At 60.6% G+C, this 19,624-nt stretch carries 21 protein-coding genes; 12 read left to right on the forward strand and 9 right to left on the reverse strand.

The features are described from left to right. Position 1: 1 nt before the first annotated feature. Positions 2 to 1,270: a VWA domain-containing protein gene (locus EHW12_RS24220; RefSeq protein WP_007733776.1), complete on the reverse strand. Its 1,269-nt coding sequence runs from the start codon at positions 1,268 to 1,270 to the stop codon at positions 2 to 4. 173 nt (positions 1,271 to 1,443) lie between these two features. Between EHW12_RS24220 and EHW12_RS24225 the strand changes: the two genes are divergently transcribed. Continuing rightward, entirely contained in the window at positions 1,444 to 2,406 is a 963-nt protein-coding gene (locus tag EHW12_RS24225) for a sensor domain-containing diguanylate cyclase (RefSeq protein ID WP_007733774.1), read from the forward strand. A 95-nt stretch (positions 2,407 to 2,501) separates the two neighbouring features. On the opposite strand, the gene EHW12_RS24230 is transcribed toward EHW12_RS24225, so the two are convergent. Then, on the reverse strand, positions 2,502 to 3,803 hold the full coding sequence (locus EHW12_RS24230; protein ID WP_125051934.1) for an HNH endonuclease signature motif containing protein: 1,302 nt from the start codon (positions 3,801 to 3,803) through the stop codon (positions 2,502 to 2,504). 158 nt (positions 3,804 to 3,961) lie between these two features. On the opposite strand from EHW12_RS24230, the gene EHW12_RS24235 reads away from it, so the two are divergent. The 4 genes from EHW12_RS24235 to EHW12_RS24250 all read left to right on the forward strand — a co-directional run bounded on the left by EHW12_RS24235 (position 3,962) and on the right by EHW12_RS24250 (position 6,623). Beyond that, on the forward strand, positions 3,962 to 4,465 hold the full coding sequence (locus tag EHW12_RS24235; RefSeq protein ID WP_007731489.1) for a MarR family transcriptional regulator: 504 nt from the start codon (positions 3,962 to 3,964) through the stop codon (positions 4,463 to 4,465). An 11-nt stretch (positions 4,466 to 4,476) separates the two neighbouring features. After that, complete coding sequence (locus EHW12_RS24240; RefSeq protein ID WP_007731487.1) at positions 4,477 to 5,535, forward strand: LLM class flavin-dependent oxidoreductase; 1,059 nt, start codon at positions 4,477 to 4,479, stop codon at positions 5,533 to 5,535. Between the two features lie 8 nt (positions 5,536 to 5,543). Next, positions 5,544 to 6,110 (forward strand): FMN reductase, encoded by a 567-nt coding sequence (gene msuE, locus EHW12_RS24245; protein WP_007731485.1) that lies wholly within the window; start codon positions 5,544 to 5,546, stop codon positions 6,108 to 6,110. Between the two features lie 180 nt (positions 6,111 to 6,290). Then, positions 6,291 to 6,623, forward strand: a complete 333-nt coding sequence (locus EHW12_RS24250) for a CD225/dispanin family protein (protein WP_007731480.1) — start codon at positions 6,291 to 6,293, stop codon at positions 6,621 to 6,623. Positions 6,624 to 6,656: 33 nt separating this feature from the next. Here the strand turns inward: EHW12_RS24250 and EHW12_RS24255 are convergent, their stop codons facing one another. Further along, the gene (locus EHW12_RS24255; protein ID WP_042922323.1) at positions 6,657 to 7,811 is read right to left on the reverse strand and encodes a lipase family protein; all 1,155 of its coding nucleotides are present in this window, start codon (positions 7,809 to 7,811) and stop codon (positions 6,657 to 6,659) included. A gap of 38 nt (positions 7,812 to 7,849) precedes the next feature. Here EHW12_RS24255 and EHW12_RS24260 point away from each other — a divergent pair, with 38 nt between their 5' ends. Both EHW12_RS24260 and EHW12_RS24265 read left to right on the forward strand, forming a co-directional pair. Next, the gene (locus EHW12_RS24260) at positions 7,850 to 8,308 is read left to right on the forward strand and encodes a DUF5990 family protein (protein ID WP_042452701.1); all 459 of its coding nucleotides are present in this window, start codon (positions 7,850 to 7,852) and stop codon (positions 8,306 to 8,308) included. Positions 8,309 to 8,384: 76 nt separating this feature from the next. Beyond that, positions 8,385 to 9,866, forward strand: a complete 1,482-nt coding sequence (locus EHW12_RS24265) for an NAD(P)/FAD-dependent oxidoreductase (RefSeq protein ID WP_047271111.1) — start codon at positions 8,385 to 8,387, stop codon at positions 9,864 to 9,866. 522 nt (positions 9,867 to 10,388) lie between these two features. On the opposite strand, the gene EHW12_RS24275 is transcribed toward EHW12_RS24265, so the two are convergent. Next, positions 10,389 to 11,159 carry an ABC transporter permease gene (locus tag EHW12_RS24275; RefSeq protein ID WP_007731470.1) on the reverse strand — a complete coding sequence of 257 codons (771 nt, stop codon included), beginning with the start codon at positions 11,157 to 11,159 and terminating at the stop codon, positions 10,389 to 10,391. A gap of 50 nt (positions 11,160 to 11,209) precedes the next feature. After that, positions 11,210 to 11,647, reverse strand: coding sequence for a GtrA family protein (locus EHW12_RS24280; protein ID WP_020908979.1), 438 nt, complete (start codon positions 11,645 to 11,647; stop codon positions 11,210 to 11,212). Positions 11,648 to 11,788: 141 nt separating this feature from the next. On the opposite strand from EHW12_RS24280, the gene EHW12_RS24285 reads away from it, so the two are divergent. Beyond that, positions 11,789 to 12,496: a TetR/AcrR family transcriptional regulator gene (locus EHW12_RS24285; protein ID WP_007731468.1), complete on the forward strand. Its 708-nt coding sequence runs from the start codon at positions 11,789 to 11,791 to the stop codon at positions 12,494 to 12,496. 49 nt (positions 12,497 to 12,545) lie between these two features. Here EHW12_RS24285 and EHW12_RS24290 read toward each other — a convergent pair whose 3' ends face one another. Further along, positions 12,546 to 14,042, reverse strand: a complete 1,497-nt coding sequence (locus EHW12_RS24290; RefSeq protein WP_003940566.1) for an MFS transporter — start codon at positions 14,040 to 14,042, stop codon at positions 12,546 to 12,548. A 99-nt stretch (positions 14,043 to 14,141) separates the two neighbouring features. Here EHW12_RS24290 and EHW12_RS24295 point away from each other — a divergent pair, with 99 nt between their 5' ends. Continuing rightward, positions 14,142 to 14,801 carry a TetR/AcrR family transcriptional regulator gene (locus EHW12_RS24295; RefSeq protein ID WP_080712681.1) on the forward strand — a complete coding sequence of 220 codons (660 nt, stop codon included), beginning with the start codon at positions 14,142 to 14,144 and terminating at the stop codon, positions 14,799 to 14,801. Between the two features lie 9 nt (positions 14,802 to 14,810). Here EHW12_RS24295 and EHW12_RS24300 read toward each other — a convergent pair whose 3' ends face one another. The 3 genes from EHW12_RS24300 to EHW12_RS24310 form a co-directional block, all read right to left on the reverse strand. Next, a complete protein-coding gene (locus EHW12_RS24300; protein WP_003939828.1) occupies positions 14,811 to 15,014 on the reverse strand; it encodes a PspC domain-containing protein in 204 nt (67 codons plus the stop codon). A gap of 190 nt (positions 15,015 to 15,204) precedes the next feature. Then, positions 15,205 to 16,053 (reverse strand): alpha/beta hydrolase, encoded by an 849-nt coding sequence (locus tag EHW12_RS24305; protein WP_020970664.1) that lies wholly within the window; start codon positions 16,051 to 16,053, stop codon positions 15,205 to 15,207. A 294-nt stretch (positions 16,054 to 16,347) separates the two neighbouring features. Continuing rightward, on the reverse strand, positions 16,348 to 16,701 hold the full coding sequence (locus EHW12_RS24310) for a helix-turn-helix domain-containing protein (protein WP_007731459.1): 354 nt from the start codon (positions 16,699 to 16,701) through the stop codon (positions 16,348 to 16,350). Between the two features lie 109 nt (positions 16,702 to 16,810). Here EHW12_RS24310 and EHW12_RS24315 point away from each other — a divergent pair, with 109 nt between their 5' ends. The 3 genes from EHW12_RS24315 to EHW12_RS24325 all read left to right on the forward strand — a co-directional run bounded on the left by EHW12_RS24315 (position 16,811) and on the right by EHW12_RS24325 (position 19,587). Next, a complete protein-coding gene (locus EHW12_RS24315; RefSeq protein WP_007731458.1) occupies positions 16,811 to 17,431 on the forward strand; it encodes a malonic semialdehyde reductase in 621 nt (206 codons plus the stop codon). Between the two features lie 300 nt (positions 17,432 to 17,731). After that, a complete protein-coding gene (locus EHW12_RS24320; RefSeq protein WP_019745160.1) occupies positions 17,732 to 18,379 on the forward strand; it encodes an ABC transporter permease subunit in 648 nt (215 codons plus the stop codon). Beyond that, positions 18,376 to 19,587 carry an ATP-binding cassette domain-containing protein gene (locus EHW12_RS24325; RefSeq protein WP_007731456.1) on the forward strand — a complete coding sequence of 404 codons (1,212 nt, stop codon included), beginning with the start codon at positions 18,376 to 18,378 and terminating at the stop codon, positions 19,585 to 19,587. The genes EHW12_RS24320 and EHW12_RS24325 overlap by 4 nt, the downstream gene beginning before the upstream one ends. The last annotated feature ends 37 nt before the right edge of the window (positions 19,588 to 19,624 follow it).

A 19,624-nucleotide genomic window follows, 5' to 3' on the forward strand; every position in this document is an offset into this window, starting at 1 on the left:
ATCACGGCGTTGTGATGCCCGCGGCTACAGCTGCCTTGTGCCAATCCGGGAATTCACTCAGCAAACGGGTGTACAACTGGGCGTCGTCGACGGTGTCGATGTCGTCCAGCGCGAAGAATCCGGCATTGTCGACCACCCTGCCGTCGAGGTCGTCGAGCTTCTCCAGCACTCCGTAGTTGGCCTTGCCGATTCCGACGAACTGCCAAAAGGCCGGGAGCCCAGACGCTTCGCGCATCAATTTCGTGATTTCCTTGCGCTCGCTGAAGCCTCCGTCGGTGAAGAACAGGACGAGCGTCGGCGCGGAACCACGTGTCAGGCCGGAAAGAATCTCAGTCATGATCGGCACTTCACGATTTGCGGCGCCGATCTTGTCGTAGTTGAAACCGCCGTGCGAGCCGCGCAAGTGCAGGTAGGTATCCGACCACTCTTCCGCGTCATGGACAGAGATCTCGGGAAGTTTGACGAAGCTGACTGCATACAAGTACGGCTCCAGCTTGCCGTCGTCATCGAGTTGGATCGCAACGGGAATCATGCGTTCGACAACACGATGCACCACTCTGGTGCGGTACTGCTTGGCCATACTTCCGGTTTTGTCGATCACCAGGACCACCCGTGCCCGAATTCCGTTGCCACCCTTGGTCAGCAGGACCTTGGCCACTTCGCGCTTTCGGAGGTCCAGCTTCTCCCGCTTCACCATGGAGAGTTTGGCTTCGTCGGGCACGGTCCGGATACCGCCTGTCGATTCAGCAGAGCCGGCGGGTCGAGCCGGCGGTTCCTCGTCGACCGAAACGCCGAATGCTGTTACCAGGTCCGCCAATCCGCTGTCCCAGCCAGCTGACACGTTTCGCAGCTTCCAGCCCGCGCCGCGGCGATAGATCTCGACGAGAACCGCTGCCCTCTCACTCGTCAACCCCAAAGCCTGAGCCACGATGGCGGTGGAACCAACCTGCTCCACCACGACACCAAGGCCCCCGACAGCAGACAGGGTTCCGTTTGCCGCCGCATCAAGTGCCACGGCAACACTCAGCTGATGGATGTCAGCGGGCAACCTCGCAATGTCGATTTCGATGACGCCGCCGGACTCCAAGCGCACCGCGCCTTCGGGTGAGACCGGCTGATTGAAGAAGACAAAATCTGCGTCGTCCCGTACTTTGTTCCGTTCGTCGAGCTGGAACACCATCAGGTCTACCGTGCCCGGGGCGCTACCGTTCACCGCCACCTTCAGCGAAGTTCCCTCAACGACTGTGTTCGCTCCACGCGCCAGCTCCATACCGGAAGATTAGCTGGCCACCAAAGAATCAACGGCCCCGCGGTCGGAAGAATCACAGCACACTTTCAGCAATCGCGAGGATTATCGAGGCAGACTGTTCGTGGAAGATTTGTCGCACGCGGGACCAAGAGCCTGAACATCGACAGAATCCTAGGGTCGATCAGGAGGTCAAAATGCCGCACGGCCAGACGCGCACCATCCCGATGTTGCCACTCTTGCCACCTCTGACGAATTTCGACGACGCAAGTCGCTCGGTCGTGTCCTACCTCGACGAATATCTTCCGCTGGCACTGTGGTCGATCACGCGGTTCGACGGGTCCAATCAAATCTTTCTCACCGTCTCACCCAACCCACTTCACATCGAATTCGGCGAGACCCGGGCTTGGCCAAACACCATGTGCAGCGAGGTGGTACTCGGAAATGCGCCGCCAGTCTCATCGAATCGCGCGCTCGTGCGCGCACTGTCCCGTGATGGCAGGTGGGAAGGCATTGGCGCATACGTCAGCATCCCAATCCTCCACAACGACGGCAGTCTCTTCGGCACTCTGTGTGGCGCCGACCCGAGTGCGGGCGACTCAGCACTCGAGGACAACCTAGCCCTCCTCAATCTCCTGTGCCGACTTCTCGGAACCATTCTCGATGTCGACTATCAGCGCGCGCAGTCAGTCCGACTGGCCGAAACTGCGCAACTCGATGCCGAGACCGACCCGTTGACAGGTCTTCTCAATCGGCGCGGGTGGAATCGCATCCTCGAGGCCGAGCAAACTCGGTACCGCCAATTCGCCGATCCGGGAGCTATCATCATCGTCGATCTGGACGGCATGAAGACCATCAACGACGAACTCGGCCACGCCGCGGGCGACGAATACGTTCAAAGGGCCGGCAAGATCTTGGCAGCGTGCGCGCACCCTGGTGCGGTGGTTTCACGGTTGGGCGGAGACGAGTTCGGAATCGCTCTGCCCGATACACAGCCGCGCGCCGTCGACTACCTGCTCGAGTGTTTGGAGAAGGCGTTCCGGAATGCCGACGTCTGTTGTTCGATCGGTCGAGCCGACTTTTCCATGACCCAAAGCCTTTCCGAGACTTGGGATACGGCCGATGCGGAGATGTACCGCCACAAGCGCTCGAAGCACTGATTCGACTCCTCCACGGCCGGTTGGCACCGCATCGGAGGATCCCTTCGATGCGGTGCTCGGTCCGTGTTCTGTTGTCGCCAAAGAGGTTTGACCTCTCAGGTTTTGAAGGTGGTGTTCGCCGGCCAGGGTTGCTGTCCGGGGTCGATCGAGGGCGGCGGGATGAACCAGGGTTTATTGTCGACTCCTATCCGAATTTCCCATTTGCCGACGAACCCTGATTTCCGGTGCATCAGTCGGTGGTGTGAACGGCACAGCAGGACCAGGTTGTTCATCACCGTCGGGCCACCGTTCGCCCAGTGCCGGATATGGTGCGCATCGGTCCAGGCGGGCACGCATGTGCAGCCCGGGAACGCGCAGCCTCTGTCGCGGGCAATCAACGCAGTCCGTTGTTCGGCGGTGACCAACCTCTTTCCTGGTTTCGCATCCAAGGGCGTGCCGTGATCGTCGAGCAGCACGGTCGAGAGGAAACAATCACACCCGAGAAGCCTTGTCTGCGAAACGGACAGCGGTCCGAGCCAGGGCATGTGCCCGACATCGAGATCAGACACAGCCACTCCACCACCATCAGTTGGTGTGGCGGCGCAGTCCCGATGCTCAGCCAGATCCCGAGCATTGATGTGCACGTTCACATGCGGACGCTGACCACCATCGGTACCGGTCTTGGCGCAATCGAGATAGCGGCGAATCAGTTCGGTGAACCCATCCGCAGTCCGCTTCGCCGCCGACCGAGAATCCGGCGTCCCATCTGGTGCCGGGGTCGGCATCGTCAGATTCGACAACGCCGACAACAACATTTCACCGGTGAGGGCATCGAAATCACCGCGCACCACCACCCGACCGTTCAACGTCGACGCGATCCGCAACTCGTTCCGGTCGACGTCTTCGGCGGGCGGAATCTCATCGGATTCGAAAATTCGCTCCAACGTCGCGATTACATTCCGCACCTTCGTGGTCGTGGCCTCGACACCGGATGCAGCCGCCAACAACAAATCGATGCACTTCGGTAATGCCTCCTCCGGCATCCCCTTCGGCGGCGATTCACAGAACGCCACGATCAACACGGCATGATCGAACGAGCAATCCCCGCAATCGAACCGAGCTCCCACCGCCGGAAACGGCCGCAAAGCCGCACCCAACGCGGCGATCTTCTTCCCGTCCCGAACCTGCAACATCGTGTTGCCCGCCAACCAGGACCCCACCCCGCGACTGGCAATCACCTGATCATCCGGGCGCAACGAGAGTTCGTCGACCACCGCCACTCGAACGGCTTCCAGGCGCAGAATCTCCACACTCGCCTCGACAGCAGCCTCACGCAACTCAGCAGCAGTCAACCGCCACAGGCGTCCGCGCAACCCCACCGCAGAACCAGACACCACATCCGACAACAAGACACTCATTGAATCCCCCGATCCCCTCCCCAAACAATACTCGAACACGCGTTCGAGTCAACCCCTTGCTACCAGCGCAAATGAGAGCAGGGAATAGTTCGACCGTCGCACGCGTATTATTTGAGTAAGCAATACTTGCGGTCGCAAATAAATGGAGGGCGTCACCGATGACAACTGATGAACACGTACGTGGTCGTGTGTGGCGCGACCTCGTCGTCTCCCACAGCGTCATCCTCGGCAAGATGGAGGCGGACCTTCGAACCACCACCGGACTCACCCTTGGCCAGTACGACGTTCTGCTCCGACTGCACGAAGCTCCGGGAAACACGATCCGAATGGGCGATCTGGCCGAACTGGTCCTGGTCACCACCAGTGGCGTGACGCGCGTCGTCGATCGATTAGTCGAGGCCGGATTAGTGGAGCGTGTTAGACCGGACAACGATCGACGCGTCGTGACGGTATCGATGACGCCTGCGGGCAAGAAGACGCTTCGAAAAGCGTCCGCCATACACACGCGAGGGATCGCCGAATACTTCTCCGATCTCATTGAAACCGAGGAGCTTCCGGTACTCGAACGCTTCTTCTCCCGACTTGCCACACATCACACGAATCAAGGCGGCGCATGCGATGCGCACGTAGAACAACTCTCCATCACCCCCACGAACAGATAGCGAGAAACAACATGGCTTTCGAATTGGGCGTCTACCATTTCGGTGAACTCACCCCAGATCCCACCACCGGCGCGATGATGAATCCCGGTGTCCACCTTCGTCATTTGGTGGAGCAGGCAACCGTTGCCGATCAGGTTGGACTCGATGTCTTCGGCGTCGGCGAGCACCATCGCACCGACTTCGCAGTCTCAGCCCCTGCCGTTGTGCTCGCGGCAATGGCTCAGGCTACCGACAACATCAAGCTGTCCAGCGCCGTAACCGTACTCAGTTCCGACGATCCCGTACGTGTGTTCCAACAGTTCGCGACAGTCGACCTGCTTTCCGAAGGCCGTGCCGAGATCATTGCCGGCCGAGGTTCGTACACGGAGTCATTTCCGCTCTTCGGGTACGACTTGTCCCAGTACAACGAACTCTTCGCCGAAAAGCTTGATCTACTACTGAAACTGCGCGACGAAAACCCGATCAACTGGGAAGGACAACTTCGCCCACCACTGATCGACGGTGACGTGACGCCCCGCCCGGACCGTCAGATTCCGGTGTGGATCGCAGTCGGAGGTACTCCGGCCTCTGTCGTCCGTGCCGCGAAACTGGGCCTGCCCCTCTCACTGGCCATCATCGGTGGAAGTTACCAACAGTTCGAACCGTTCGTCGATCTATACCGCAGGGCTGCAGCGGAGTTCGGACACGATCCGAAGAAACTGGCTGTCTCGATTGCTTCGCCAGGATTTGTCGATACCTCGAAGCAAACAGCACTCGACACGTCGTACCCGTACTTCCAGGCCGGGTGGATGCAGAATCATCATCAGCGCGGAAACGGAGTTCCCATGCCGCGCAGGGCATATGAAGCGCAGGCAACCACCGCGGGTGCGTTCTTCCTCGGCGGCACGCAGGAAATCATCGACAAGACGATGGCGCAGTACGAACTGTTCCATCATGACCGCATCATGATCCAGATGGGGTTCGGCAACGTGCCACAGAAGGACATGCTGCGGGCGATCGAGATCCTCGGCACCGAAGTAGCCCCCGTTGTGCGTAAGGAAATCGAATCGCTGAAGTCGTCCCAAAAATAGGAGTTTCGATGAGCACACCGCTCAAAATTGTTGCCGTTGTCGGCAACCTCCAAAAACCCTCCAAGACTCGCGCCCTCGTCGACCTGATCGTCGAAACCTTGGGAGACTTCGAGCAGATCGACACACGAGTTTTCGAAATCGTGGATCTGATTCCAGGTCTTGCATCTGCTCTGGATCGCGATCACGTCGACTCAGTGACCGCCGAAGCGCTGGCAGCAGTCGAGTCCGCCGATATCGTCATCGCGGCGTCACCGGTGTTCCGCGGTTCGTACACGGGAATGTTCAAGCATTTTTTCGATCTCGTCGACCAGTACGCGCTTGCCAACACTCCGGTGATTCTTGCCGCTACAGGTGGCAGCGACCGCCATGCTCTCGTGTTGGATCATGCCCTGCGGCCACTGTTCGCTTTCTTCCAAGCGCTGACCGCTCCGGTCGGGATCTATCTCAGCTCAGGTGATTTCGACGGAACGACTATCCTCAACCCCGAGGTATTCGAACGTATCGAGATGGCAGCAAAGGACGTCCTGCCGGTAGCGAGGATGCTCGCGGAGCGGCATCGAGTTGCGCTGACGTGAACGCCCCTCGTCTGCACAACAATGACCCGGAACCACCACCAGCGGTCACGACTGGCAATGCGGCTGATCCAGCACACTTACGCCGCTGATCCACATCGCATCACCGAACACCGTTTTTCAGTGATTCTTCAGCTCCATCGCAGTAGCGTCGAAAGGGCCACCTCATGTCAGGAGCCCCCCATGACCACCCCGGATCAACCCACTGTCCAGCAATCCGTTCCTCAGCACCCGATTCGACCACCCGTCAATGCGGGCTGGGCAGTGGTCTCGCTGCTGTTCTTCTGGCCGCTTTCCTTCTCCGCTTTCACGCACGCCTTCAACGTGTATCCGCTGTGGGCTGACGGCGATGTGGCCGGGTCGCGGTATGCGTCCGATCGAGTGAAACGGCTCGGTCAGATCTCGCTGTGGATCGCAGGCGGCCTACTACTCCTGGTCTGCATCCTGTACGCGATTGCGGCAATCGTGTGGTTCGCCAACGGTGGCCACGATTACGGTCCGCGGCGTATGCGCTGAACAGCCACCCTGGACAACCACACCACCAGGACATCACCTCATCAATCGATCGACGAACTCCATGGTCTGGTCCATCGAAGCGACCGTCGTTTGACCGTGGCTGATTCCGGCGAGTTCTTGATACTCGAACTGCGTTCCCCGCGAACGCATGTCGACCAGTTGCGCCCAGGTAAGGGCGACAGGAACCGTTGTGTCCGACACGCTCTGCACCACGCGCAGTGGACGGTCGTAGCCGTCGACCGGCACCTGCATCATCTCGCGGAACAGGTCGTACATGCGCGGCGTCCATACCGACCGAGAAAACAACGAGCTCAACTGGATTCGTTCGGCTCGAATGTGTCGGCCGAGATCTCCGGCGCACAGTGTCCGAGCCTTTTCCATCCACTCGATCCCCTGCGGCGAGAGAACCTCGCGAATGTTCTCTTCGGGTCGTTGATCGTCGATCCCAGCCAGGACGTACAGCGCATATCCCACCAGCCCGGTGATACCGATGTCGGGAAACAGCGGGCCGCCCAACGGAAACAGCCCTTCCATGTGTGTGGGGCCTGCGACGACAACCGAGCCACGGAAATCCAATTCCGGTGCACGAGTGGTGGCATCGTGTCCCGCGAAGTACGCCGCATGACCACCTTCGGACAAACCCGCGACCATCCACCGCGGACTCAGCACATTGCCGTACAACTCGTGCGCGGCCCGCACGATGTCGACGGCATTCGCCCCGGCGGCATGTCCGTCGAGATAGGCCAGCACCCCGTCGGTACCGACTCCCGAGTAGTCGGTAGCGACCACCGCGTACCCCTGCTCCAACCAGCGTTCGATCGGTTCGATCTCGCCCGGACCGAATCCGGTCGACGAGGGTGCACACTGATCCGCACTGCCCAAAGTTCCGTGGGCATAGGAGATGACGGGCCAACCGCCCGCCGGTGGGGCGCCTTCCGGCAGAAACACGGACCCTGACGACTCTCCCCATCTGTCAGCGGTACGCAGAGTTCGATAGACGACCCGCTGCGTCTCACCGGCGCCGACCGGAAACACTGCGGCCGAGAGTTCGCCATAGGACTCCAGCGCGCCCGCGACTTCCGGTTCGTCCGCCGTCGCCACTGCAACACCTGACCCCCACCCGAGACCCGACAACAGAATGCTCGCCACCACGGCCGCAACAGAGGTTCTACCCGAACGACTCACCACGCCAACCCCTCCCGACCTATGCAGAGCATGATGTCGATATGCAGATCATCATCACCGGTCACAGCCTGCCCGGACGTGAGTGTTCCGAAACCGCAACCTTCGAAGAGCGCAGCAACATCCACGTCGGCGTTCAGCGCCGAGGCAAGCCACACGAAATCCTCGACCTCGTACCGGGAGATACCGAGACAGTGCGATGGGAACTGACAGCGAGTCTGGAGCGAAAGTCCGGTGCCTGGGACTTACTCGGTCCATACATCCAGGGTCCACCTCGCGGACGCTTCATCTACCTGTCCTGGGTGACGGTATCCGATGACCAGACGTTCGAGATGTTTCGGCGCGCAAAGCTGATGCTCGACGCGATCCCCGAGCACATCGCCGAGGAGGCCGACGCTTCCGGCATGCTCCACGGAGACCTCGGCCTCACCGACGCCGCAGGTAAACCACTGTGTGCGGCTATCCGACCGCCGACGATCACATGGTCATCCTCGCCTTACTGAGCATCGTTCAGTAGTGTGGAGATCGAACACTTAGCCTGCCCGGTGGCCCCACACGATCGATACGGAGTCCGAACTGATGAGCACCGAACACCTCGATGTCCTGATCGTCGGCGCCGGCTTGTCCGGCATCGGTGCTGCGTATCGACTCCAGACCGAGCTTCCCGGCAAGTCGTACGCAATCCTCGAGGCCCGCGCGAACAGTGGGGGAACCTGGGACCTCTTCAAATACCCTGGCATCCGGTCGGATTCCGACATGTTCACGCTCGGCTACCCGTTTCGGCCGTGGACAGATGCCAAAGCAATCGCCGACGGTGATTCGATCCTCCGGTACGTGCGCGACACCGCGCGAGAGAACGGGATCGACAAGAAGATTCGGTACAACCGGAAGGTGACGGCCGCATCATGGTCGTCAGCTGACTCGACGTGGACGGTCACTGTCACGACCGGTGACGAAGATGAAACCCTGACCTGCAACTTCCTCTATCTGTGCAGTGGTTACTACAGCTACGAAGGCGGATACACCCCCGACTTCCCTGGACGTGAATCATTCAGCGGCGACGTAGTGCACCCGCAGTTCTGGCCCGAGGATCTCGATTACTCCGACAAGAAGATCGTTGTGATCGGAAGCGGCGCCACCGCAGTCACTTTGGTCCCCACGATGTCGCGCGACGCGAGCCATGTCACCATGCTCCAGCGATCACCGACATACATTCTGGCTCTGCCGTCCAGCGACAAGGTATCGGACACCATCCGCGCAGTATTGCCGAATCAACTCGCGCACAGCATCGCTCGATGGAAGAGCATCGTAGTGAACCTGAGTTTCTACCAACTGTGCCGGCGCAGTCCTGCGCGCGCAAAGCGGTTGCTGAACCTCGCGATCAGTCGCCAACTCCCGGAAGAGATCCCACTCGATCCTCACTTCACACCCACCTACGATCCCTGGGATCAACGCTTGTGCGTCGTACCGGACGGCGATTTGTTCAAAGCCCTCCGATCCGGCAAGGCCTCGATCGAGACCGATCGCATCGACACTTTCACCGAGACTGGAATTCGTCTCGCGTCAGGTCGCGAACTCGAAGCTGACATCATCGTCACTGCAACAGGATTGAAGATGGAAGCGTGCGGCGGGATGTCGATCGAAGTGGACGGCGAACCCGTCACCCTCGGTGATCGTTACGTCTACAAGGGCATGATGATCAGCGACGTACCGAACTTCGCGATGTGCGTCGGCTACACCAACGCCTCGTGGACTCTGCGAGCAGATCTCACGTCGATGTACGTCTGCCGACTGCTGACGGAGATGGACAAGCGCGGCTATTCGAAGTGCGTGCCGCACGCGAGCGAAGAGATGGACCAGCGGCCGATCCTGGACCTGGCGTCGGGGTACGTCATGCGCGCTGTGGAACAGTTCCCGAAGCAGGGATCGAAGTCACCGTGGAACATGCGTCAGAACTACATCCTTGATCGTCTTCACTCGACGTTCGGGAGCATCAACGACCACATGACGTTCTCGAAGGCGCCAGCTCGACATTCGACACCGGTACCGAGCAAGAGTTGAGCGGACCACGAACAACCAGGTAGAGCAATCGGGCGAAGCCACCAATCGATCCGACGACAAAGAACACACCCGAACCTGCGACTACTGCACAGAGCGCACCGAGAACGATGATCGCCGACGCCTCTACCATTCGACCGGCGGACTCCGATCCGAGAACGTGTATTTCATCAACTCCTTCGTCCATAAAACTATTTTCAGCCAACCGTCCAGCCGGTTTGTAGGGACTTTAGTCGCGAGTCGGATCAAAATGGACTCATAATTGCAGGTCAAGCGTTCAGTTGGCCATTCCGGCCGGATGATCTCCAGTCCGTTCCGTTGTGATGGTCGGCAACCGAGTGCTGGTCGAATACATGGACGATTCACGAATCGACACGGTCGTATCAAATCTCCGTGCCTCTCCACCCACTCTTACGCAGGGTGTGGCCCAGCAGCGTGACCACCAGTGAAAACATCGGCAGGGCAATGATCACCCTCGCGGCAAACACCCCGATCTTCCCGGCCGCGTCCTTCGCAGCGACAAGATCAACGAACTCGCGCAGGCCTGACAGCTTGACCTCGAAAGACGAAACCGCGGGCGACGAGTTCCAACGCCACGGCCACCGAGCAGGTTTGTGCCAACAACAACCCTGCCAATACAAGAATTTGCACAGCACCGGCCTGAACGGCCGATCCCGTCGCGAGCAACACACCGACAAAGGCTCCGGGCAATGTCACGAGGCCGACGGTGCGTGTCTGGTCGACTCCAGGCAGCAGAGCATCGGAGGCAGCGGTGCGGGCTACCTCCCACCGCGCATCGCGTTGGGAAAATCCAAGGCTCAGTGCTGCTTCCACTTCCCCGTACCGGTCGTCGACGGCGTCGAGTCCGCGTTTGGCTGCCATCGATGTTGCAGTCATCGCGCCACCCAGAACAATGCCGCCGATCGGCACCAGAGCGACGCCTTGCAGCGGAACCACTCCGGACAGCAGCATCAGTGGCAGAACCACACCGATTCCCGACGCCAACGCGATGGTCAGCCAAACTCCGGACGTCCCCGCGTTCGAGCGTCGTGCCGCGGTGAAAGACGCCGCAACGAACATGCCGGCGAGCACGAGGAGCGCCGACCAGATGTGGGCCAAGGCGGCGGCAAGGATCAACGAAATCGCAGCCAGCTGAAGAGCGCCACGAGCGAGGGCACCGGGGACCACCCGAACGCTACCGAGATAGGTGAATCGGTAGACGAGCGTGGCGACAAGTGCCATGACGATGCAGAGCACAGCCAGACGGATGCCGGAGTCGGCTATCGAAAGGCTCATGGGTCTCAGTGTTCCCTACGAGCCGAGTCCGATCCGAATTCGAGAACCGCTCAGAACACCCAACCGCGAAGGGCGACGAATCGCAGGCCACCGACAATTCCGCTCACGGCGATCACAAGCCCGGCTTGAAGAAGCCCGTCGGCGCCTGGGAGAAGGAAGCCGAGCGCACTGATGGCGGCAGAACTGGCGATCAACCCGACCAGTGCGAGTCCACCGCCTTCCCACTGCGCGGTGAACCAGTTGACGCGATCCGCGGCGTGGAAGGTGAGCCGGCGATGCAGCTCATTGGCCAGAATGGTGCTCAAGACCGCACCAACTGCGTTGGCGACCAGCGCTCCGTCACCGCGCAGCGCCAGAAAAGCGGCAAAGTACAAGATGTTGCTGGCTCCGCCGACGAGGGCAAAACGAACGAGCTGAGCAAAGGCGCCGTCGCCGGCAAGGGCGCGAAGCCTCGTTGCCGCGAAACCTGCACTCCGCGTACCCACCATCGAGATCGGATTGCTCCCGACCCAGATGTCAGACGTGCTCATATCGGCTTCTCTCATACGGACAATCGGAACCACACGTTCCGCTTAGTAATATAGCACTAACGGAATCGATCATTCCGCTTAGTGCCGTAGACTGTGAGGATGCCGACAACACACCCCGACGCTTCTCATGCGGGGACCTCGGCCGACTGCTCACAGCCGCGCCTTCGGTCCGACGCCAAGGCCAACCTCGAGCGCATCCTCAACTCCGCTCGCGAGGTGTTCGCTGCCCAAGGACTCGACGCCACGCTGGCGGACGTCGCGAAGCACGCCGGCGTCGGCGTCGGCACCGTCTATCGCCGGTTCGCCAGCAAGGACGAACTGATCCAGGCACTGTTCGACACGCGGTGTTCCGAGATCGAAACGATCGCCGCCACCGCCCGAGAGATGCCCGACGCCTGGGAAGGTCTTGTCTACTTTCTCGACGTGATCTCTCTGCGCATGGCAGACAACCGCGGATTCGGCGATCTCCTGATGGACGGACGCTTCACGTCCGACACCTTCGCTCGCGCGCGCGCCGGGATCGCTCGACACACCGCGGTACTTGTCAATCGAGCCAAGGAACAGGGCACCCTGCGCAGCGACTTCGAAGTCAACGACATTCCGCTTCTCATGCAGGTCGTCAAGATGGCCCAGAAGTTCGGTGGCGACGAGGCCCCTCAGGCTTACCGCCGCGCACTCGGGTTCATGATCGACGGACTCTGCGCGTCCCGCACCGACCATCGGGAACTGCCCGTGCCGGCGCTGTCCTCCGAGCAACTCGATCACGTCCTTCATCGGTTTCAGGCAACGCCCGGGAAGAACTGCTGAGTCGATTTCGGGGTCGACGCCATTGCGGCGTCGACCCCGAAATTTGCTGTCAGTGGGCGATTACCGGTTCACCTTCCGGCGAATCCGGAAGCAGTCCACTCCGAAGAACCAGTCCGGTCAAGACCGCACCGACCGCGAATATGCCTGCGGCCCAATAGAACGTCGTGGTGTAACTCTCGACGGCGGCCTGCGCCTGAGTCAGCGGATTCATCTCGCGGCCCACCAGGTAGTTGGTGGAAGCCGAGGCGGCAATCGTGCTGAGCAGTGCAGTTCCGATCGAGCCGCCCACCTGCTGCATCGTGTTGACCGTGGCAGATGCGACGCCGGCATCTTCGTGATGCACGCCTGAAGTTGCTCCCTGCATCGACGGGGCGAAAATGCTGCCCATGCCGAGTCCGGTGACGACGAGCCCCGGCAGAATGTGTACTGCATAGGTGCTGTCCACGGAAATCTGGGCCAGCAGCGTCATTCCGATCGCCGCGATGACCATTCCGCTCACGATCAGCACTCGCGGACCGACGCGCGGCAGCAAAACCGCTGTCGAAAGCGTTGCCGCTGTCACGATTCCGAACACCATCGGCATGAATGCGAGGCCGGTCATGATCGGGCTGTACCCGAGGATCAGCTGCATGTAGTACGTCAGGAACAGGAAGACTGCGAACATGCCTGCGCCGGAAAGGAAGATCGCCAGGTACGAGCCAGCCCGGATTCGGTCGAGGACCACCCGCAGCGGAAGAAGTGGGTGCTCGGACTTGGTCTGCCAGTAGATGAACGCCGCCATGAACACGACGCCGGCAACGAGCCACGAGATAGTGGGAGTTGCACTCCACCCGTCCGACTCGGCCTTCGAGAATCCGAAGACGATGCTGAACAAGCTGATCGACACCAGGATCGTTCCGGGGATGTCGAGTTTGGGTCGCGAGTCACTGGTGTGCGGCGCGAGCAACAGGACTGCTCCGACCAGGGCGATCGCCGCGAAGAAGAGATTTACGAAGAGGCACCAGCGCCAGTCGACCCACTCGGTGAGTGCGCCGCCGAGCAGCAGTCCGATGGCGCCACCACCGCCGGCAACGGCACCGAAGATACCGAACGCCTTGGCACGCTCACCTGGATCCGTGAATGTCACGGACAGCAGCGACAGGGCTGCCGGGGCAAGGAGCGCACCGAATACGCCTTGGCCGGCACGAGCGGCAACAAGCATTTCGAAGTTGACGGCTGCGCCACCGATGGCGGAAGCGACTGCGAAGCCGATCAGGCCGACGATGAAAGTTCGCCTGCGCCCGAACAAGTCGCTCAATCGACCGCCGAGTAGCAGCAAACTGCCGAACGCCAATGCGTATGCCGTGATGATCCACTGGCGGTCCGAATCACCGAACTCCAGTGAGCGCTGCGCAGCAGGCAGCGCGATGTTGACGATGGTGGCATCCAAGACCACCATCAGCTGCGCAATTCCCAGAACCGCGAGAACCAGCCACCGCTTTGCGTGGTTGTCCCCTGAAGGCGCTGAGGACTGCTCGAATTCAGTCCGTTCAGCAATGTCTGACATAGTCCCTCGCCCAACCTATGCGGAGATGGCTTCTCCGGTTAGCAAAAACGCTACACGAAAACGGAGAGGCTGTCTCCACTTGGCGGGTAGAGTGGGGACATGAGTACCGCAATGGAGCGCCCCCTTCGCGCCGATGCTGCACGTAATCGGCAGTTGATCATCGACGCCGCACGTGAATTGTTCGCCGAAGAAGGGATCGACGTCACACTCGACGACGTCGCCCGGCGCGCGGGGGTCGGCGTCGGAACGGTCTATCGGCGGTTCGCCAGCAAAGAAGAATTGATCGACGGAGTCTTCCAGCAGAACTTCGCCGACATGGCAGCGGCCGCGGACGCGTCACTTGCCAATCCGGATCCGTGGGACGGACTTGTCACCTTTGCCGAATTCGCCTGCAGCCGTATGTCGGTCAACCGCGGACTCAAAGACGTCCTGAACGGAACCGACGAGGGATGCGAGCAAGTCGCATGCCAACGATCCATCATCGAACCGTCGGTCGAGAGGATCTTCTACCGGGCCCAGGAGGCCGGGATGCTGCGCACCGACGCCGTACCGACGGACCTGTTCGGCCTCATCTTCATGGTGGGCGCAGTCACCGAATTTGCTCAGCCCGTCAACCCGACCGTGTGGCGTCGATACCTCTCGGTAATGCTCGACGGCCTACGCACGGAGGGCTTGCACCGTGACGCACTGCCCCTTCCTCCACTGAGTTCGGAGGAATTGCACGAGGCCAAGCAATGCCTGAAAGACCGCCGCCGTTGAGCGGTTCGGTCAGATCTGCTCACGAGGAATGAAAATCCACATCACGATGTAGATCAGAAACTGCGGGCCGGGCAGCAGGCACGAGAGTACGAACAGCAAGCGGACTGTCGACGACTTCCAACCGAAGTACCGAGCGATTCCGGCGCACACCCCACCGAACATTGCTCCCGAGCGGGCGCGGGTGAGCTTGCGGGTATTCATCGGGGAGGTCATGTGTTGTTTCCTTTCAACGGAACTCGCGGTTCATCCGCGTCGACCTCCACTATCCGCTGCCGATCCACCTGTGCGCATCAGGCCATGGACCCATCTTTTCCGACGCGGTGTGTCCTCAGGTACGAGTCCGTCCCCGCGTCAGACTCAGGGTTCTCCCCCACACCCCGGCCTCGGACCTCAGCCTCGCACCTCAGCAGGGAAACATGCGTCGAAGCCGTTTCGGAGCCGCAAAAGGTTGCCAGTTGTCGACGTCCTGCGCCAGACGATCGGCAACGGTCCACAACGCCGACGGGTTGTGGGTCAACCCCATGTGACTGCCTTGCACCGCAATGCTTTCCGACAGGCCTGCCGAGGTTTCACAGCACGCTTGCCATGGAACGATACCGTCGTGCCTGGAGTAGACCGACGTGGCGGGAACGGAAATAGGCGATCCCTGTTCGGATTCGATGCCGTCGACCGGAGGCAGTATCGCGTGATTGCCGGACAAACGAGCGTAGAGAGATCCGACTCTCGTCTGCTCCAGACTGGTGAGACCGAAAGGACTTCCCAGTGTCACTACCTGACGCACCGAATCCGGCAGGTCCCTCGCCAGCTTTCGAGCGTAGATACCGCCCAGACTCCAGCCAATTACCGACACCTTCTGCTCGTATCGATCTGCTACCTCGGCCAATGCGGCAGGCAGTCCGTCGACCACCGTCGCCGTCGGACCGGTGTTCAGACCCAGATTCCAACCGTGAACCCGGTATCCGAGAAAGCTGAGGTATGTCCTCAAGGCGAGAGTCGAAACGTCCGAAGTCAGCAATCCGGGGAGAACGAGGACCGGATGCCCGTCCCCACGCGGCGATCGAAGCAACCAAGGAGCCGCGAGAAGCAGTGAAGCGATGTCGACCAGTCCGCGCGTCGGCTCGCTCAGACACATCGCCAAGGATGGTGGCCCCGGAACGAGTGGGTCGACTTCACGAATCAGCGTCGATCGCTGCGCCCAATCGAATTCGGTCTCCGCGAAATCGATCGCCGAGACTTCCGCAACTACGGACACCTGAACTCCTGTCGGCCGGTGCCCTCGTCGGGGCGTGTGGTGGGGCGGTTCCGCGAGCTGTGTGCTCAACCCGCGGAACCTTGTCCTCATCCACCACCGGTAGCGAACCAGGACCCGTTCTGCCCACAGATTCGTGACCAAAGGCCTCTCGACCACACGAACACTGTGTGATCCAGAACACTAGTTTTGGCTACGTTGCATCTACGTTGCGTAGATGTTTCGTCGCTTCCTACGAGATTTCGTCCCACAGAAGCGCGACCCACGCGGTCGCGGCGCCGGCGTCCTAGCGAGCGCTCAGTTCGAGCAACTCTCGGGTGGCAGATTTTCGGCGGCCCACGTTGTCAGTTCACTGAGAGCGGGGAGCAGCGCCTGCCCCGACGCTGTGAGTTCGTACTCCACGGCGATGGGCGGACCTGCATCGACGCTCCTCGTCACCAGGCCTGCCCCTGCCAACTCCGTCAGGCGTTCCGAGAGCACCGAATCACTGATCCCGCCCACCGCGCGCTTGAGTTCGGAGAATCCCGCCGGCCCGTTCAGCAGCGTGCCGAGAATGACGCCGTTCCACCGTTTGCCCAGGAAGCCGAACGCGCGGGCCAGAGCCCCGTCACATGCGCGGGGCTCGTGTCCCGCTTCGCTCTTGCTTGCCACCCCACCATCCTAGCCACAGTGCTAACGTATCCGTAGGCACTATTTTTTTACTAGCAACTAGCTTTACCGGGTGATGCTCGGTCGAGCTACCACGGAACGGAAACCCCCGATGTCTCTCGACGCAGCCACCCCATTCACCGCCCAGCAACTCGACGAAGCCGGCCGCGAGCTCCTCTTCACTGCGGCTCGCACCGCCAACTCCTTCTCGAACGAACCTGTGACCGACGACGAACTGACTGCGATCTGGGAGCTCGCGAAGTGGGCACCGACCGCGGCCAACACCAATCCGCTACGTGTGCTGTTCGTCCGTACCGAGGAGGGCAAAGCACGCCTCGTCGAGCACATGGCAGACGGCAACAAAGCCAAGACCGAGGCTGCTCCTGCAGTTGCCGTTCTGGCGGTGGACACCGAGTTCTACAAGCACATCCCCAACCTGTTCCCCATTCGCCCGGAGATGAAGGACTACTTCGAATCCGACGAGGCCGCCGCCAGTTCGACGAGTCGGTTCAATGCCGCACTTCAGGCCGGCTATGTGATCCTCGCGATTCGCGCACAGGGTCTGGTCGCCGGCCCGATGGCCGGGTTCGACGCCGACGGCATCGACGGCGAATTCTTCGCAGACGGACGTTTCAAGACGATCCTCGTGGTGAACATCGGCCATCCCGGTGAGAACCCCTGGTTCGATCGTCTGCCGCGCCTCTCCGATGAGGATGCGCTCAGCTGGGCCTGAGGCCAATTCGGACAAATCAAGCAATGCGGGAGAGTTCTGCGGAACTCTCCCGCTTTGCCATCTCCAGCGCGTTTCAACTCTGCTCGCAGTGGGTACATACCCGCGTCTCGCAAAATCTCACGTCCAGAACAACATCCGACACGCTGCAATCGGAATTAGTTGCAGTATCTCAGTTTTTGGACGACAGTCGAGGGAAACCCCTCGGCCTACGGAGGCTGCGGGGAAAGCCCTTGTGCGCCGGTCGGTGTCGAGGGAAGACGTTCGAGCGAGCAGAAGTCCGAAGAAAGTGGGTTCGGAAATATGGGCGCCCTATGGGATTTTGTCGTTGCACGACGACAACAATTGATGACCGACTCGTACCTACATGTTTCAGCAGTTATCCAGTCCGTGATCATCGCGACGATTGCCGCCGTGATCATCGGTATTCTCGTCTACCGGAGCCCGGCGGGATCCTCCATCGCTACGGCGTTGGCCAGCACGATCCTGACGGTTCCTTCATTCGCCCTCCTCGGACTGCTCATTCCGATTCTCGGTCTCGGCGTCGCTCCCACGATCACCGCGTTGATCTTGTATGCCCTGCTCCCGATCATTCGGAACACGATCATCGGTCTGGATGCAGTCAACCCGGCGATCACGGACGCAGCCCGCGGTGTCGGAATGAATCGCATGCACGTACTGAGTCGAATCGAGCTACCGATCGCGTGGCCGTCGATCCTCACCGGCATGCGGGTCAGTACACAGATGCTCATGGGCATCCTCGCCATCGCGGCGTACGCCAAAGGTCCTGGTCTGGGAAACCTGATCTTCTCCGGACTCTCGCGTGTCGGTAGCCCGAATGCTGTTCCGCAAGCGCTGGTCGGCACCGTACTGATCGTCATTCTCGCTCTGATTCTCGACGGAATCTACGTCGTCATCGGTCGTCTCACTACTTCGAAGGGGCTGCAATGACTGAAACCATTCCGTCTGACGTATCCACAGATCAGAAGGTATCCGGGGTCGAGATCGTCCTGGAGTCCGTCACCAAGCGGTACCCGGGCCAGAAAGCTGCAGCGGTGGACAATGTTTCGCTGACTGTTCCGGCCGGTGAAATCGTGGTCTTCGTCGGACCTTCGGGTTGCGGCAAGACGACGACGATGCGCATGATCAACCGCCTGATCGAACCTACCTCCGGCAAGATCACCATCGACGGCAAGGACGCGCTGTCGATCGACCCGGACAAGCTCCGCCGTGGCATCGGGTACTCGATCCAGCAGGCAGGCTTGTTCCCGCACTTCACGATTGCGAAGAACGTCGCGACTGTCCCGGGTCTGATCGGTTGGGACAAGAAACGTATCGCAGCGCGCACCGACGAGATGCTCGACCTCGTAGGCCTCGATCCCGATACCTATCGCGACCGCTACCCTCGCCAATTGTCCGGTGGGCAGCAACAGCGTGTGGGCGTGGCGCGGGCGCTGGCTGCCGATCCTCCGGTGCTGTTGATGGACGAACCTTTCGGTGCCGTCGATCCGATCACCCGCGGCCTGCTCCAGGACGAACTGATGCGTCTGCAGTCGGAGTTGGGTAAGACCATCGTCTTCGTCACGCACGATTTCAACGAGGCAGTCAAACTCGGTGACCGTATTGCCGTGCTGGGCAATCAATCCAGCATCATGCAGTACGACACTCCGGAAGCGATTCTCGCCAATCCCGCAAACGACATGGTCGCCGGATTTGTCGGGGCGGACGCCTCGCTCAAGCAGCTGACCCTGACACGCGTGCGCCAGATCAAACTCAAGCAGTGCCTCACCGCCCGCGAAACCGATTCGGTCGATGATTTGAGAACCGCACTCGCAGCGCGTAAGTGGAAGTGGGCCCTGATTCTCGATCAGCGCGGACGGCCGCTTCGCTGGGTCTCGCCCGGCCACCTCGCCCATGCGTCGACTCTTCGAGGTGTCGGTAACGAGATCGGAGAAGCCGTGTCCATCCAGTCCACCCTGCAGGATGCGTTGGAAGCTCTTCTCGCAGAGAGCAATGCGTCCACCGTGGTCACCGGACGGCGTGGCGAGTACGTCGGTCTCATCACCATCGACACACTGGTCAGCCATCTCTCCGAAATGCGCGAGGAGCATGCGCACGACCACGACGAAGAGCCAGACACCGAGAACGTCGAGGGTTGAACATGACTGCCACGACAGAGGAGCGCGTCTCCGCGCC

The organism is Rhodococcus sp. NJ-530, from assembly GCF_003860625.1.
Taxonomy (GTDB): domain Bacteria; phylum Actinomycetota; class Actinomycetes; order Mycobacteriales; family Mycobacteriaceae; genus Rhodococcus_F; species Rhodococcus_F qingshengii.

What these genes read in the sequence shown, in the direction of transcription:
- EHW12_RS24220 (WP_007733776.1), bottom strand. Translation starts at nt 1,270, where the DNA reads ATGGAGCTGGCGCGTGGAGCGAACACAGTCGTTGAGGGAACTTCGCTG.
- EHW12_RS24225 (WP_007733774.1), top strand. Translation starts at nt 1,444, where the DNA reads ATGCCGCACGGCCAGACGCGCACCATCCCGATGTTGCCACTCTTGCCA.
- EHW12_RS24230 (WP_125051934.1), bottom strand. Translation starts at nt 3,803, where the DNA reads ATGAGTGTCTTGTTGTCGGATGTGGTGTCTGGTTCTGCGGTGGGGTTG.
- EHW12_RS24235 (WP_007731489.1), top strand. Translation starts at nt 3,962, where the DNA reads ATGACAACTGATGAACACGTACGTGGTCGTGTGTGGCGCGACCTCGTC.
- EHW12_RS24240 (WP_007731487.1), top strand. Translation starts at nt 4,477, where the DNA reads ATGGCTTTCGAATTGGGCGTCTACCATTTCGGTGAACTCACCCCAGAT.
- msuE (WP_007731485.1), top strand. Translation starts at nt 5,544, where the DNA reads ATGAGCACACCGCTCAAAATTGTTGCCGTTGTCGGCAACCTCCAAAAA.
- EHW12_RS24250 (WP_007731480.1), top strand. Translation starts at nt 6,291, where the DNA reads ATGACCACCCCGGATCAACCCACTGTCCAGCAATCCGTTCCTCAGCAC.
- EHW12_RS24260 (WP_042452701.1), top strand. Translation starts at nt 7,850, where the DNA reads ATGCAGATCATCATCACCGGTCACAGCCTGCCCGGACGTGAGTGTTCC.
- EHW12_RS24265 (WP_047271111.1), top strand. Translation starts at nt 8,385, where the DNA reads ATGAGCACCGAACACCTCGATGTCCTGATCGTCGGCGCCGGCTTGTCC.
- EHW12_RS24275 (WP_007731470.1), bottom strand. Translation starts at nt 11,159, where the DNA reads ATGAGCCTTTCGATAGCCGACTCCGGCATCCGTCTGGCTGTGCTCTGC.
- EHW12_RS24280 (WP_020908979.1), bottom strand. Translation starts at nt 11,647, where the DNA reads ATGGTGGGTACGCGGAGTGCAGGTTTCGCGGCAACGAGGCTTCGCGCC.
- EHW12_RS24285 (WP_007731468.1), top strand. Translation starts at nt 11,789, where the DNA reads ATGCCGACAACACACCCCGACGCTTCTCATGCGGGGACCTCGGCCGAC.
- EHW12_RS24290 (WP_003940566.1), bottom strand. Translation starts at nt 14,042, where the DNA reads ATGTCAGACATTGCTGAACGGACTGAATTCGAGCAGTCCTCAGCGCCT.
- EHW12_RS24295 (WP_080712681.1), top strand. Translation starts at nt 14,142, where the DNA reads ATGAGTACCGCAATGGAGCGCCCCCTTCGCGCCGATGCTGCACGTAAT.
- EHW12_RS24300 (WP_003939828.1), bottom strand. Translation starts at nt 15,014, where the DNA reads ATGACCTCCCCGATGAATACCCGCAAGCTCACCCGCGCCCGCTCGGGA.
- EHW12_RS24315 (WP_007731458.1), top strand. Translation starts at nt 16,811, where the DNA reads ATGTCTCTCGACGCAGCCACCCCATTCACCGCCCAGCAACTCGACGAA.
- EHW12_RS24320 (WP_019745160.1), top strand. Translation starts at nt 17,732, where the DNA reads ATGGGCGCCCTATGGGATTTTGTCGTTGCACGACGACAACAATTGATG.
- EHW12_RS24325 (WP_007731456.1), top strand. Translation starts at nt 18,376, where the DNA reads ATGACTGAAACCATTCCGTCTGACGTATCCACAGATCAGAAGGTATCC.